Source organism: Pseudomonas sp. VA159-2 (assembly GCF_024126635.1).
Taxonomy (GTDB): domain Bacteria; phylum Pseudomonadota; class Gammaproteobacteria; order Pseudomonadales; family Pseudomonadaceae; genus Aquipseudomonas; species Aquipseudomonas muyukensis.
This window is the reverse complement of sequence record NZ_JAMYBV010000005.1, coordinates 97,383-110,829: the sequence shown is the minus strand read 5'-3', so window position 1 is coordinate 110,829 and position 13,447 is coordinate 97,383. Positions and strand designations below refer to the sequence as shown.

General features: G+C 65.9%; 11 protein-coding genes. 1 reads left to right on the top strand and 10 read right to left on the bottom strand.

The window, feature by feature from the left end:
* Window positions 1–10: 10 nt before the first annotated feature.
* The 5 genes from NJG22_RS06815 to hutC all read right to left on the bottom strand — a co-directional run bounded on the left by NJG22_RS06815 (window position 11) and on the right by hutC (window position 6,377).
* Window positions 11–1,414 (bottom strand): amino acid permease, encoded by a 1,404-nt coding sequence (locus tag NJG22_RS06815; RefSeq protein ID WP_253093339.1) that lies wholly within the window; start codon window positions 1,412–1,414, stop codon window positions 11–13.
* 151 nt (window positions 1,415–1,565) lie between these two features.
* A complete protein-coding gene (hutH, locus tag NJG22_RS06810) occupies window positions 1,566–3,098 on the bottom strand; it encodes a histidine ammonia-lyase (protein ID WP_253093338.1) in 1,533 nt (510 codons plus the stop codon).
* Between the two features lie 87 nt (window positions 3,099–3,185).
* Entirely contained in the window at window positions 3,186–4,859 is a 1,674-nt protein-coding gene (gene hutU, locus NJG22_RS06805) for a urocanate hydratase (RefSeq protein ID WP_253093337.1), read from the bottom strand.
* A 238-nt stretch (window positions 4,860–5,097) separates the two neighbouring features.
* A complete protein-coding gene (locus NJG22_RS06800; protein WP_253093336.1) occupies window positions 5,098–5,670 on the bottom strand; it encodes a HutD family protein in 573 nt (190 codons plus the stop codon).
* Window positions 5,667–6,377: a histidine utilization repressor gene (gene hutC / locus NJG22_RS06795; RefSeq protein WP_253093444.1), complete on the bottom strand. Its 711-nt coding sequence runs from the start codon at window positions 6,375–6,377 to the stop codon at window positions 5,667–5,669. The genes NJG22_RS06800 and hutC overlap by 4 nt, the downstream gene beginning before the upstream one ends.
* Window positions 6,378–6,521: 144 nt before the next feature.
* On the opposite strand from hutC, the gene NJG22_RS06790 reads away from it, so the two are divergent.
* The gene (locus NJG22_RS06790) at window positions 6,522–7,886 is read left to right on the top strand and encodes a formimidoylglutamate deiminase (RefSeq protein ID WP_253093335.1); all 1,365 of its coding nucleotides are present in this window, start codon (window positions 6,522–6,524) and stop codon (window positions 7,884–7,886) included.
* Between the two features lie 148 nt (window positions 7,887–8,034).
* On the opposite strand, the gene NJG22_RS06785 is transcribed toward NJG22_RS06790, so the two are convergent.
* From NJG22_RS06785 to NJG22_RS06765, 5 genes are all read right to left on the bottom strand, one after another.
* On the bottom strand, window positions 8,035–8,607 hold the full coding sequence (locus NJG22_RS06785) for a lipocalin family protein (RefSeq protein ID WP_253093334.1): 573 nt from the start codon (window positions 8,605–8,607) through the stop codon (window positions 8,035–8,037).
* Entirely contained in the window at window positions 8,604–8,858 is a 255-nt protein-coding gene (locus NJG22_RS06780; RefSeq protein ID WP_217852125.1) for an outer membrane protein assembly factor BamE, read from the bottom strand. Before NJG22_RS06780 ends, NJG22_RS06785 begins: the two co-directional genes overlap by 4 nt.
* Window positions 8,859–9,029: 171 nt before the next feature.
* Window positions 9,030–9,626: a DUF924 family protein gene (locus NJG22_RS06775; protein ID WP_253093333.1), complete on the bottom strand. Its 597-nt coding sequence runs from the start codon at window positions 9,624–9,626 to the stop codon at window positions 9,030–9,032.
* 3 nt (window positions 9,627–9,629) lie between these two features.
* Window positions 9,630–10,640 (bottom strand): class 1 fructose-bisphosphatase, encoded by a 1,011-nt coding sequence (locus NJG22_RS06770; protein WP_134691394.1) that lies wholly within the window; start codon window positions 10,638–10,640, stop codon window positions 9,630–9,632.
* A gap of 286 nt (window positions 10,641–10,926) precedes the next feature.
* Window positions 10,927–13,392, bottom strand: a complete 2,466-nt coding sequence (locus NJG22_RS06765) for a glycogen/starch/alpha-glucan phosphorylase (protein ID WP_253093332.1) — start codon at window positions 13,390–13,392, stop codon at window positions 10,927–10,929.
* Window positions 13,393–13,447: the final 55 nt, after the last annotated feature.

Sequence of the window (13,447 nt, the reverse complement as noted above, 5' to 3'; positions counted from 1 at the left end):
CCTATCTAATTCAGCGGTGCAGCTCGGCAGGCGCTCGGAGCGGCTCGCCACCACCGGCGCGTGGCTTGCACCACAGCAGGTAGGAGGCCACCAGGAACACCACCCAGATAACCCCGACGATCAAGGCCGCCTGGGTATCGGGGAAGTAGCCGAGCACACCGAAGATGAACACCATGAAGGCAATGGCCAAGGCCGGGCCATAGGGCCAGAAGGGTACCGGGAACTTGAGCTGGGCGACCTCTTCGCGGCTCATGCTGCGGCGCATGGCAACCTGGGTGACCAGGATCATCAGCCACACCCACACGGTGGCGAAGGTGGCGATCGAAGCAATCAGCAGGAACACGTTCTCCGGGATCAGGTAGTTGAGCAGCACGCCAATCAGCAGCGCCGCGCCCATCACCACCACGGTCATCCACGGCACGCCGTGCTTCGACAGCTTGCCGAAGCCACGCGGTGCCTGGCCGTGCTGGGCCAGGCCGTACATCATGCGCCCGGCGCCGAAGATGTCGCTGTTGATCGCCGAGATGGCCGCCGAGATCACCACGATGTTCAGCACGGCGGCGGCCGAGCCGATGCCCAGGTTGCTGAAGATCTGCACGAACGGGCTGCCCTGGCTGCCGATCTGCGGCCAGGGGTACAGGCACATCAGCACCAACAGGGTAAGCACGTAGAACAGCAGGATACGCAGCGGCACGGCGTTGATCGCCTTGGGGATCACCCGCTGCGGGTCTTTCGCCTCACCGGCGGTGACACCGATGATCTCGATGCCGCCGAAGGCGAACATCACCACCGCGAACGAAGCGATCAAGCCACTGACGCCATTGGGCATGAAGCCGCCGTGGTCGAACAGGTTGCTCACCCCGACCGCGTGTCCGCTGCCCACCTGGCTGAAACCGAAGGCCATGATGCCCAGACCCGCGAGGATCATCGCGACGATGGCGCCAACCTTGAGCAGCGACAGCCAGAACTCCATCTCGCCGAACACCCGCACGTTGCACAGGTTCAGGCCGCCGATCAGGAACACGATGCCCAGTACCCAGATCCAGCGGGCGACCTCCGGGAACCAGAAGCCCATGTAGATACCGAAGGCGGTGACGTCGGCGATGGCGACGATGACCATCTCGAAGGCGTAGGTCCAGCCGAGGATGAAGCCGGCCATGGGGCCGAGGTAGGTGCTGGCGTAGTGGCCGAAGGAACCGGCCACCGGGTTGTGCACGGCCATCTCGCCGAGCGCGCGCATGACCATGAACACCGCGGCGCCACCAATCAGGTAAGCCAGCAGCACGGCCGGGCCGGCCATCTGGATGGCCGAGGCCGAACCATAGAAAAGCCCGGTACCGATGGCCGAACCGAGCGCCATGAAACGGATGTGCCGGGCCGATAGCCCGCGCTTGAGACCTTGAGCTTGTTGCATGTCACGTCCTTATTGTTGTTCTGGTCGTGAGGTCGGATTGGGACTGCTGCGCAGCCCATTCGCCGGCAAGGCCGGCTCCTACAGGCAAGGCACATACCTTTGTAGGAGCCGGCCTTGCCGGCGAATGGGCCGCAGTGCGGCCCCAGCGGCATTACAGGCTAGGCAGTACCCCAGCCGGCAGCAGGCCGGTCAAGGTGCCTTTGGCCAACAGCGTGGAAGCCGCCTCGATATCCGGGGCGAAGAAGCGGTCGCGGTCATAGTGCGGCACTTCGCGGCGCAGCGCCTGACGCGCCTGCTCCAGCTTGGCGGAGGTCTTCAGGCCCTTGCGCAGGTCCAGGCCCTGGCAGGCGCCCAGCCATTCGATGGCCAGCACGCCACGGGTATTCTCAGCCATTTCCCACAGGCGCTTGCCGGCGGCCGGGGCCATCGACACATGGTCTTCCTGGTTGGCCGAGGTCGGCAGGCTGTCGACGCTGTGCGGGTGCGACAGCGCCTTGTTCTCGCTGGCCAGCGCGGCGGCGGTGACCTGGGCGATCATGAAGCCGGAGTTGACCCCGCCGTTTTCCACCAGGAACGGCGGCAGCTGGGACATGTGCTTGTCCATCATCAGCGAGATGCGGCGCTCACTCAGCGAACCGATCTCGGCGATGGCCAGGGCCAGGTTATCGGCGGCCATGGCCACGGGTTCGGCGTGGAAGTTGCCGCCAGAGATCACGTCGCCCTCGGCGGCGAACACCAGTGGGTTGTCCGACACCGCGTTGGCCTCGATGCCCAGCACCTCGGCGGCCTGGCGGATCTGGGTCAGGCAGGCGCCCATCACCTGCGGCTGGCAGCGCAGCGAGTACGGGTCCTGGACCTTGTCGCAGTTCTTGTGCGACAGCGACACTTCGCTGGAATCGCCCAGCAGGTCGCGGAAGCACGCGGCGGTGTCGATCTGGCCACGCTGGCCGCGCACGGCATGGACGCGCGCATCGAACGGCGAGCGCGAACCCAGCGCTGCCTCGACACTCAGGCCGCCACAGGCGATGGCCGCGGCGTACAGGTCTTCGGCCTGGAACAGGCCGCGCAGGGCGTAGGCGGTGGAGGCCTGGGTGCCGTTGAGCAGGGCCAGGCCCTCCTTCGCGGCCAGGGTCAGCGGCTCCAGACCGGCGACGGCCAGGGCTTCGCTGGCCGACAGCCACTGGCCCTTGTAGCGGGCCTTGCCTTCACCCAGCAGCACCAGCGACATGTGCGCCAGGGGCGCGAGGTCGCCGGAAGCGCCGACCGAGCCCTTGAGCGGGATGTGGGGATAGACTTCGGCATTGACCAAGGCGATCAGCGCGTCGATGACTTTGCGGCGGATGCCGGAGAAGCCACGGCTGAGGCTGTTGATCTTGAGCACCATGATCAGCCGCACCAGGTCGTCGTCCAGCGGCGCGCCGATACCGGCGGCGTGGGACAGCACCAGAGAGCGCTGCAGGTTCTCGAGGTCGTGGCTGGCGATGCGGGTCGAGGCCAGCAGGCCGAATCCGGTGTTGATGCCGTAGGCGGTACGGTCCTCGGCGATGATCTGCTCGACGCAGGCGACGCTGGCATCGATGGCGGGCGCGGCGCTGGCGTCCAGGTGCAGGCGCACGGGGGCGGCGTGGATGGCGCGCAGCTGGGCCAGGGTCAGGGTGCCGGGCTTGAGGGTCAATTCGGTCACTTCGCTACTCCAATCGCTTGGGGCCACGCGGGGCCCCTTCTTGTTGTTCAGTATCACCCGTGGCGGGTGCGATCCAAAGCGCGGCGATCAGCCGGTGATCATCGGCAGGTCCAGGCCCTGCTCCTTGGCGCAGTCGATGGCGATCTGGTAGCCGGCGTCGGCGTGGCGCATCACGCCGGTGCCTGGGTCGTTGGTCAGCACGCGGGCGATGCGCGCGGCCGCTTCGTCGGTACCGTCGCAGACGATGACCATGCCCGAGTGTTGGGAGAAGCCCATGCCCACGCCACCGCCGTGGTGCAGCGAGACCCAGGTGGCGCCGCCTGCGGTGTTGAGCAGGGCGTTGAGCAGCGGCCAGTCGGAGACCGCGTCGGAGCCGTCGCGCATGGCTTCGGTCTCGCGGTTGGGGCTGGATACCGAGCCCGAGTCCAAGTGGTCGCGGCCGATGACGACCGGCGCCGACAGCTCGCCGCTGCGCACCATTTCGTTGAACGCCAGGCCGAGCTTGGCGCGCAGGCCCAGGCCAACCCAGCAGATGCGCGCCGGCAGGCCCTGGAAGCTGATGCGCTCGCGGGCCATGTCCAGCCAGCGGTGCAGGTGGGCGTCGTCCGGGATCAGCTCCTTGACCTTGGCGTCGGTCTTGTAGATGTCCTCGGCGTCACCCGACAACGCGGCCCAGCGGAACGGGCCGACACCGCGGCAGAACAGCGGGCGGATGTACGCCGGGACGAAGCCTGGGAAGTCGAAGGCGTTGGCCACGCCCTCTTCCTTGGCCATCTGGCGGATGTTGTTGCCGTAGTCGAAGGTCGGGATGCCCTGCTTCTGGAAGTCGAGCATGGCCTGCACGTGCACGGCCATGGATTGCTTGGCCGCCTTGACCACTGCAGCCGGGTCGGTCTGCGCGCGGTCGCGGTACTGCTCCCAGGTCCAGCCGGCCGGCAGGTAGCCGTTGAGCGGGTCGTGGGCGCTGGTCTGGTCGGTGACCATGTCCGGGCGCACGCCACGCTTGACCAGCTCCGGCAGGATTTCGGCGGCGTTGCCGTGCAGGGCGATGGAGATGGCCTTGCCTTCGGCGGTGTACTTGGCGATGCGCGCCAGGGCATCGTCCAGGTCAGTGGCCTGCTCGTCGACGTAGCGGGTCTCGAGGCGGAAGTCGATACGGCTCTGCTGGCACTCGATGTTCAGCGAGCAGGCGCCGGCCAGGGTCGCGGCCAGTGGCTGGGCACCGCCCATGCCACCCAGGCCCGCGGTCAGTACCCACTTGCCCTTGAGGCTGCCGTTGTAGTGCTGGCGGCCGGCCTCGACGAAGGTTTCGTAGGTGCCCTGGACGATGCCCTGGCTGCCGATGTAGATCCAGCTGCCGGCGGTCATCTGGCCGTACATGGCCAGGCCCTTGGCATCCAGTTCGTTGAAGTGTTCCCAGTTGGCCCAGTGCGGCACCAGGTTGGAGTTGGCGATCAGCACGCGCGGGGCGTTGCTGTGGGTCTTGAACACGCCGACCGGCTTGCCCGACTGTACCAGCAGGGTTTCGTCGTCTTCCAGGCGGGTCAGGGTCTCGACGATCTTGTCGTAGCACTCCCAGTTGCGCGCGGCACGGCCGATGCCACCGTACACCACCAGCTCTTTCGGGTTTTCGGCGACCTGCGGGTCGAGGTTGTTCATCAGCATGCGCAGCGGGGCTTCGGTCAACCAGCTCTTGGCGGTCAGCTTGTTGCCACGCGGGGCACGGATTTCTACGTCACGGTATTTGTTGTTGTCGGTCACGGGAAGGTCCTCGGCGGTTGAGCGCGGGCTGATGTGTCGTGGTCAACATACAAACACATCTTTACTTGTATGTACAAGCATGGACAACCAAAATTGTCGGACGATTCCGCTGGGTGGCAAAAAAGCTGGGGCCGCTGCGCAGCCCTTTCGCGACACAAGGCCGCTCCTACAGGGATATGCGTTCCCCTGTAGGAGCGACCTTGTGTCGCGAAAGGGTCGCGCAGCGGCCCCGGCTATCTCAATGTGAAATGAGTTCGATCAGGCAGAACCGCCCCTGCACATCCAGCTCCAGCAACCCCTCGTTGCCCTCGATCCGCAGGCAGTCATAGCGCCCGAGCTGCTGCATGCCCTGCCCGGCCAACGCCACCTCGACATGATTGCCAGCGGCAAACAGCAACACCGTCGACGCCGAGCTGAACAACCGGCTGCTGCCATCGAACCATTGCAACCTGGCCCGATATCGCTGTGGCGCATAGATCAGGTTGAAATCGCGAATCGCCCCACCCAGCAGTTTGCAACTGACCTGGCTCTCGCCACTGAACGCGAACGCATCGAACGGCAACAACGGCCGGCTGGCCTGGTCGTCGACCAGCAAACGCATGCCGTCACCCTGCAGCACGGTGATGATCCGCTGGTAGCCGGCGAATAGGGAAAACCCGCCCGACTCCTCGATATCGGCGATCGACAGACGCCAGCCGAAGCCGTCGAGCCCCTCGCCGTTGTCGCGGGTGATCTCTTCGGTGAAGCCGCCACCGTTCTTCCAGGGCATGCGCGGGTAATCCTGCGCACGCAGCAACTGCAACTGGGTCATTTACTAAAACGTCCTTCAAGGCGGTGGCGGGAACCGGGGTGAATCAGCCGCGCGGCGGTCACCGGCTGGCGTCCCGACCAGGTGCGGCGGCGGATCAGCAGGCACGGCTCGCCGCGCTCGATCTGCAACAGCTTGCATTCTTCAGGCTCGGCAAGAATCGCCTCGACCACGTGCTCGCCTTCGGTCAGCGGCGCCACCTGCGACAGGTAGGCATAGGGCGTCTGGCGGGTGAAATCCTGCTTGAGGTAGTCGGGGGCGATGGCGGCGTTGACGTAGCGGTCCTCGATCTGCACCGGCACGCCATTCTCGTAGTGCACGATCAACGAATGGAACACCCGCTGGCCTTCGCGCATGTCCAGGGCCAGGGCGCGCTCGGAACCGGCGGCCTCCTCGGCCAGGGTGATCACCTGGCAGCTATGCTGGTGGCCACGGCCGGCGATCTCGTCGGCGATGTTGTTGACCTCGAACAGCGCCGAGCGGCTCTTGGGCTCGGCGACGAAGGTGCCGACGCCCTGCATGCGTACCAGCAGGCCTTCGGCGGTCAGTTCGCGCAGGGCGCGGTTGATGGTCATGCGGCTGAAACCCAGCTGGCTGACCAGCTCGCTCTCGGAGGGTACCCGGTGATGAGGCGGCCAGCTGCCGCTCTCGATCTGCTGGATGATCATCTGTTTCACCCGGGCGTAGAGCGGCGCCGGCCCTTCGCCCATCTGGGCAACCAGCGCGGAGACAGGAGGTGTCGGCACGGCGTTGAATCCTTGTTCGGTTGGCGTGAACGGTAGCTTGCCGGAGTTTACCCGGCAGGCAAACGGCTGTATATGTATATACAAGTTAACAATAACAGGATTTCACCGATGCCCGCCTATTTTGCCGAACGCGCCCTGCTGCCCAGCGGCTGGGCCCGCAATGTCCGCCTGGAGGTCGGCGCCGATGGCCGCCTGGCCGCGGTCATGGCCGATGCCGACGCCGCTGGCGCCGAGCGCCTGGCCGGCCCGCTGCTGCCAGGCATGCCCAACCTGCACTCGCATGCGTTCCAGCGAGCCATGGCGGGGCTGGCGGAAGTGGCCGGCAACCCCAACGACAGCTTCTGGACCTGGCGCGAGCTGATGTACCGCCTGGTTGGGCAAATCACCCCCGAGCAGCTGCAGGTGATCGCCCGCCAGCTATACATCGAGATGCTCAAGGCTGGCTACACCTCGGTGGCCGAGTTCCATTACGTGCACCACGACCAGAACGGCCAGGCCTACGCCGACCCGGCCGAGCTGTCACGGCGCATCAGCGCCGCTGCCAGTGCCAGCGGCATCGGCCTGACCCTGCTGCCGGTGCTCTACAGCCATTCCGGCTTTGGCGGCCAGGCGCCCAACGACGGCCAACGGCGCTTCATCAACGCCACCGAACAGTACCTGCGCCTGCAACAGCAGCTTGCACCCTTGCTGGCGCAACAGCCGGCGCAGGCGCTGGGGCTGTGCTTCCACTCGCTGCGCGCGGTGACGCCGGGCCAGATCGCCGATGTGCTGGGCGCTGGCGATGCGGCCTGCCCGGTGCATATCCACATTGCCGAGCAACAGAAGGAAGTCGATGACTGCCTGGCCTGGAGTGGCCGCCGTCCGCTGCAGTGGCTGTACGAGCATGTCGAGGTAGATCAGCGCTGGTGCCTGGTCCACGCCACCCACGCCGAAGCCGACGAGGTCAGCGCCATGGCCCGCAGCGGCGCAGTGGCCGGCCTGTGCCTGACCACCGAGGCCAACCTGGGCGACGGCATCTTCCCGGCGGTGGACTACCTGGCCCAGGGCGGGCGCATGGGCATCGGCTCGGACAGCCATGTGTCACTGAGCGTGGTCGAGGAACTGCGCTGGCTGGAATACGGCCAGCGTCTGCGCGACCAACGGCGCAACCGACTGTATCGGGCCGATCAGCCGATGGTCGGGCGAACCTTGTATGACGCGGCCCTGCGCGGCGGCGCCCAGGCGCTGGGGCAGCCGATCGGCGAGCTCGCCGTGGGCAGGCGCGCGGACTGGCTGGTGCTCGACAGACAGGATCCGTACCTGGCCGTGGCCGACGGCGATGCCATCCTCAACCGCTGGCTGTTCGCCGGTGGCGATCGCCAGGTGCGCGATGTGATGGTCAATGGCCGCTGGGTCGTGCGCCAGGGGCGGCATGGGCAGGAAGAGGAAAGCGCGGTGGCGTTTGTCGAGGTATTGCGCCAGCTTCTAGCCTGAACGCGGTCCCTGTAGGAGCAGCCTTTCGTCGCGAAAGGGCCGCATAGCGGCCCCGGCGATATGCGCATTAATGCTGAAATCCTGGGGGCGCTTCGCACCCCTTTCGCGACACAAGGCCGCTCCTACAGGGATCGCGTCAGCCTACCGCTCAATGCCGGGCGACGATATCTCTGTCAGGCGTGCGCCAGATCAGCCGGCTGGTATCAAAGCCCTGCTGCCGCGCCTTGGCCAGCAGGTTCTCGCGCTCCCAAGCCGGCAGCGACGGCGTACGCGACAGGATCCACAGGTACTTGCGGTCCGGGCTGCCGACGATGGCGGTGCGGTAGCGTTCGTCGACGAACAGGATCCAGTAGTCGCCCTTGGTCACACCCGGCACCAGGCGGGTGAACCAGTTGTCGAATTCCACCCACAGCCTGTCGCTATGCCCGGCATCCTGCGCCCAGGCATGGCCTTCGGCGCGCAACCATTCGTCACCCAGGGTGCGGCAGCGGTTGAGCACGCCGACCGTGCCGTCGGGCTTGAGGTTGTAGTGGGCCTCGGACTGGGCGCAGCCGTCCTGGTACTTCATCGGCAGGCGCGCCAGTTCGAACCACTTGCCTTGGTAACGCTTGAGGTCGACCGCACCTGCGGTCTTCGGCGCCAGCGGGTCGGTGGCCGAGGTGGCGCAGCCACCCAGCAGCATCACCAGGCACACGCCCAGCAGCAGGTGCAGACGCCTCATTTGAGGCCCTGCCCGGAATACATCAGGACCTTGTCCGCGGCATATTGCACGCTGATGAAGCTCTTCTCGTCACCCCAGGTGCAGCTGCTCATGCCCAGGGCGCCGGAGCACTCCTTCGGCATGCCGAGCAGTTGCTCGACCTCGGCCTTGTTCATGCCGGCCTTGAGCTTGGAATAGTTTTCCTGGTTGATCTTGCTGCAAGCGGTCAGGACGACGCACAAGGACAACAGGGCGAGAGAACGCAACGACATGAAGGGACACTCCTGGAGAGGGATACACAGGCGCGAGGGCCTGCCAGGAGCTTAGAAGGAAAAAAGCCGTTTCGGTTCCCTGGCGCAGGTGCTTTCCCTGTACGCCATTGGTCGGGTGGCGTGCCTGGCAGGCCGTGCAGGAACGAATGCTCCTGCACGGTGGGTCGTGCATCAGAACCGCGAACCAGGCTCCAGCAGAAAGTCCATCTCTTCGCTGGTGCTCGGGCGGTTCAACACCAGGTTGCGGTGCGGGAAGCGACCGAAGCGGGCAATCACCCGCTGATGCTGCTCGGCGTAGTCGAGGAAACCTTCGAACAACCGGCGATTGGCCTCGGGCTGCTCAGCCAGCAGCATCTGGTAACGCTCGACGCACAGGTTTTGCCAGTCCAGCACTTCGGCGTGTTCCAGCACCAGCAGCACGAACACCCGCTGGATCGGCAGCAACTGGTAGTCCCAGCCCTTCTGCAGGCCCTGCATGGCCACCACCTGCGCCCGCCGGTCGCCCTCGAAGGCGCGCGGCGTGTCGCGGTGGATCATGCGCGGCAGCTGGTCCAGCAGGATCAGCAGGCCAAGCCAGCCCTGCGGGCTTTGCTGCCACTCGTCGAGCCCGCCCGCCAGGGCCTGTTCGACCAAGTCGCCGAACTGGGCCTGGGCCTCGGCGTCATGGTGCTTGCCGAACCACAGCGTGTTCTTCTCGTCAGCCACGGCCTGGGCATTGCTGCCCCAACCGAACCACCACTCCAGCAACGGCTGCCAAGGTGCGAGCATGGGTTATTCCTTGTGGTAGGCGGTGACGCGCTCGACCTCTTCCTTCGAGCCGAGGATGACCGACACGCGCTGGTGCAGGCTCTCCGGCTTGATGTCGAGGATGCGCTCATAACCGTTGGTGGAGGCGCCACCGGCCTGCTCGATGATGAACGACATCGGGTTGGCCTCATACATCAGGCGCAGCTTGCCCGGCTTGCTCGGCTCACGAGCGTCGCGCGGATACATGAACAGGCCGCCACGGGTGAGGATGCGGTGCACGTCGGCCACCATCGAGGCGATCCAGCGCATGTTGTAGTTCTTCTTCAGCGGCCCGGTCTCGCCGGCCAGCAGCTCGCCCACGTAGCGTTGCACCGGGGCTTCCCAGTGGCGCTGGTTGGACATGTTGATGGCGAACTCGGCGGTGGTGGCCGGTACCTGGATGTTTTCGTGGGTGAGCACGAAGCTGCCCAGCTCGCGGTCCAGGGTGAAGCCCTTGACGCCGTTGCCCAGGGTCAGGATCAGCATGGTCTGCGGGCCGTAGATGGCATAGCCGGCGGCGACCTGCTCGGTGCCGGGCTGCAGGAAGGCCTTTTCGTTCAGGGTTTCGTTCTGGCTCAGGTACTCGTTAGGGCAACGCAGGACCGAGAAGATGGTGCCGACCGAGACGTTGACGTCGATGTTCGACGAACCGTCCAGCGGGTCGAAGACCAGCAGGTAGGCACCCTTGGGGTACTTGCCGGGGATCTGGTAGGCGTTGTCCATTTCCTCGGACGCCATGCCGGCCAGGTGGCCGCCCCACTCGTTGGCCTCGAGCAGGATGTCGTTGGAGATCACGTCGAGCTTCTTCTGCACTTCGCCCTGGACGTTCTCGGTGCCCATGCTGCCCAGCACGCCGCCGAGGGCGCCCTTGGACACGTGGTGGCTGATTTCCTTGCACGCGCGCGCCACCACCTCGATCAGGAAGCGCAGATCGGCAGGGGTATTGTTGCTGCGGGTCTGCTCAATCAGATAGCGACTCAGGGTAACGCGGGACATGTGTGGCTCCGAAAGGGATAGGGGAAAAACCCCCGCAGTTTACAGGGAGAGTTGCGGGCTAGCGAGCAAAGAGACTCGTCGGGAGGTCTTGAGTTCAGCAATGGACAGGCCAATGGTCGGTTGGCGTCATGCTCCGGCAGCCTGCCCGGACTCTGTGGGAGCGGCCTTGCGTCGCGAAAGGGGCGCGAAGCGGCCCCAGGTTCCATCTACGCAACCAGAATTGCCGGGGCCGCTGCGCGGCCCTTTCGCGACGCAAGGCCGCTCCCACAGGTTCGTGCATCCAGCCTCAATCCAACGCCTTCCAGATCTCGGTCGCATACTCGCGAATGGTCCGGTCCGACGAGAACCAGCCCATCCGCGCGGTATTGAGCACCGCCATGCGCCACCAGTCCTGGGGCGCATGCCACAGTTCCTCGACCCGCCGCTGGGCGTCCCAGTAGGCGTCGAAGTCGGCGCATAGCAGGAAGCGGTCATGGCCGACCAGCCCGTCCACCAGCCCGGCGTAGCGCGCCGGATCGTCTGGCGAGAACACCCCGCTGCGGATCGCCTGCAGCACATCGCCCAGGCGGCTGGAAGCGGCGATCGCCGCGCTGGCGCCGAAATCGCCGGAACGGCCGCGGGCCTCCACCTGCTGGGCGGTCAGGCCGAAGATGAACATGTTCTCGGCGCCCACCTGCTCGCACATCTCGACGTTGGCGCCATCCAGGGTGCCGATGGTCAGCGCGCCATTGAGGCCGAACTTCATGTTGCTGGTGCCGGAGGCCTCGTAGCCGGCGGTGGAGATCTGCTCCGACAGGTCGGCCGCCGGGATGATGCTTTCGGCCAGGCTGACGTTGTAGTTGGGCAGGAACACCACCTTGAGCAGCCCGCGCACGGTCGGGTCGTTGTTGACCACCCGGGCGATGTCGTTGGCCAGCTTGATGATCAACTTGGCCTGGTGGTAGCTGGCCGCGGCCTTGCCGGCGAAGATCTTCACCCGGGCCACCCAGTCGGTGCCCGGGTCGTTGCGCATGGCCTGGTACAACGCCACGGTATGCAGCAGGTTGAGCAACTGGCGCTTGTACTCGTGGATGCGCTTGACCTGCACGTCGAACAGCGCCTCAGGGTTGACCGTGACGCCCACGCGGTCCTGGATGATGCTGGCCAGGGCCCGCTTGCTGTGCAGGCGCTGGGCGGCGAACTGCTTGCGGAAGCTGGCCTTGTCGGCGAACGGCGCCAGCGCCTTGAGCTTGCCCTCGGGGTTGTCCAGCACGTCGGGCCCGAGGGCTTCGACCAGCATCGTGGTAAGCGCCGGGTTGGCCTGGTACAACCAGCGGCGGAAGGTGATGCCGTTGGTCTTGTTGTTGATGCGCTGCGGGTAGAGCTTGTGCAGATCGGCGAACACCGTGCTCTTCATCAGCTTGCTGTGCAGCGCCGACACGCCGTTGACACTGTGCGAGCCAAGGAACGCCAGGTTGCCCATGCGTACCCGACGGCCGTTGTCCTCCTCGATCAGCGACACCGCGCGCAGCACGTCGAAGTCGTGCAGGCCTTTGGCACGCAGGGCGTCGATGTGATAGGCGTTGATCAGGTAGATGATCTGCATGTGCCGCGGCAACATGCGCTCCATCAGCGCCACCGGCCAGGTTTCCAGGGCTTCGGGCAACAGCGTGTGGTTGGTGTAGGCCAACGTGCCTACGGTCAGTTGCCAGGCGGTATCCCAGGGAATCTCGTGCTGGTCGACCAACAGGCGCATCAGCTCGGCCACGGCGATCGACGGATGGGTGTCGTTGAGCTGGATGGCCGCGGCGTCCGGCAGGTTGAGCAGGTTGTCGTGCATGTTCAGGTGGCGGCGCAGCAGGTCCTGCAACGAGGCCGAGACGAAGAAGTACTCCTGGCGCAGGCGCAGCTCCTGGCCGGCCTCGGTGCTGTCGGCCGGGTACAGCACCCGCGAGATGCTCTCGGCCCGCGCCACCTCGGCCACGGCGCCCAGGTGATCGCCGGCGTTGAAGCGCTCCAGGTGCAGCTCTTCCAGGGCCCGGGCCCGCCACAGCCGCAGGGTGTTGACGCTGGCGCCACGCCAGCCGACCACCGGCGTGTCATAGGCCACCGCCCGCACCGTCTCGCCCGGCCACCACACCTGGCGTGGCTGGCCATTGCTTTCGTGCACGGTCTCGACGCTGCCGCCGAAGCTGATCGGATAGATCACCTCGGCCCGCTCGAACTCCCAGGGGTTGCCAAAATCCAGCCAGTTCTCGGTCTGTTCCTGCTGCCAGCCATCGACCAACGCCTGGCGGAACAGGCCATGCTCGTAGCGGATGCCGTAGCCATGGGCGGCAATGCCCAGGGTCGACATGCTCTCCATGAAGCACGCGGCCAGGCGCCCGAGGCCACCATTGCCCAGCGCCGCGTCGGGCTCGAGCAGGCGAATGCGCTCCAGGTCCACGTCCAGGCCCTCCAGGGCTTCGCGGGCGATCTCCAGGTAGCCGAGGTTGCTCAGGCTGTCGTACAGCAGCCGGCCGATGAGGAATTCGAGGGAGAGGTAGTAGACCCGCTTCTGGCTGCGTCGATAGGCCTGGCGGGTGTGGTCCATCCAGTGATCGACCATGTGGTCGCGGGCCGCCAGGGCGATGGCCTCGAACCAGTCATGGTCGAAGGCGTGCTCCGGGTCCTTGCCGACCGCGTAGGTCAGCTTGGCCAGGACGGCATCGCGGAACGCGGCGACTTCTTCGTGATGAGCTTTGGCCTCACGGGCCTTGTTTTCCTGGGACATGGGGCATCCTCGGGCAAGTAGGCGAAAGCGCAGGGAGAGTGTTCAGCCTAGACGC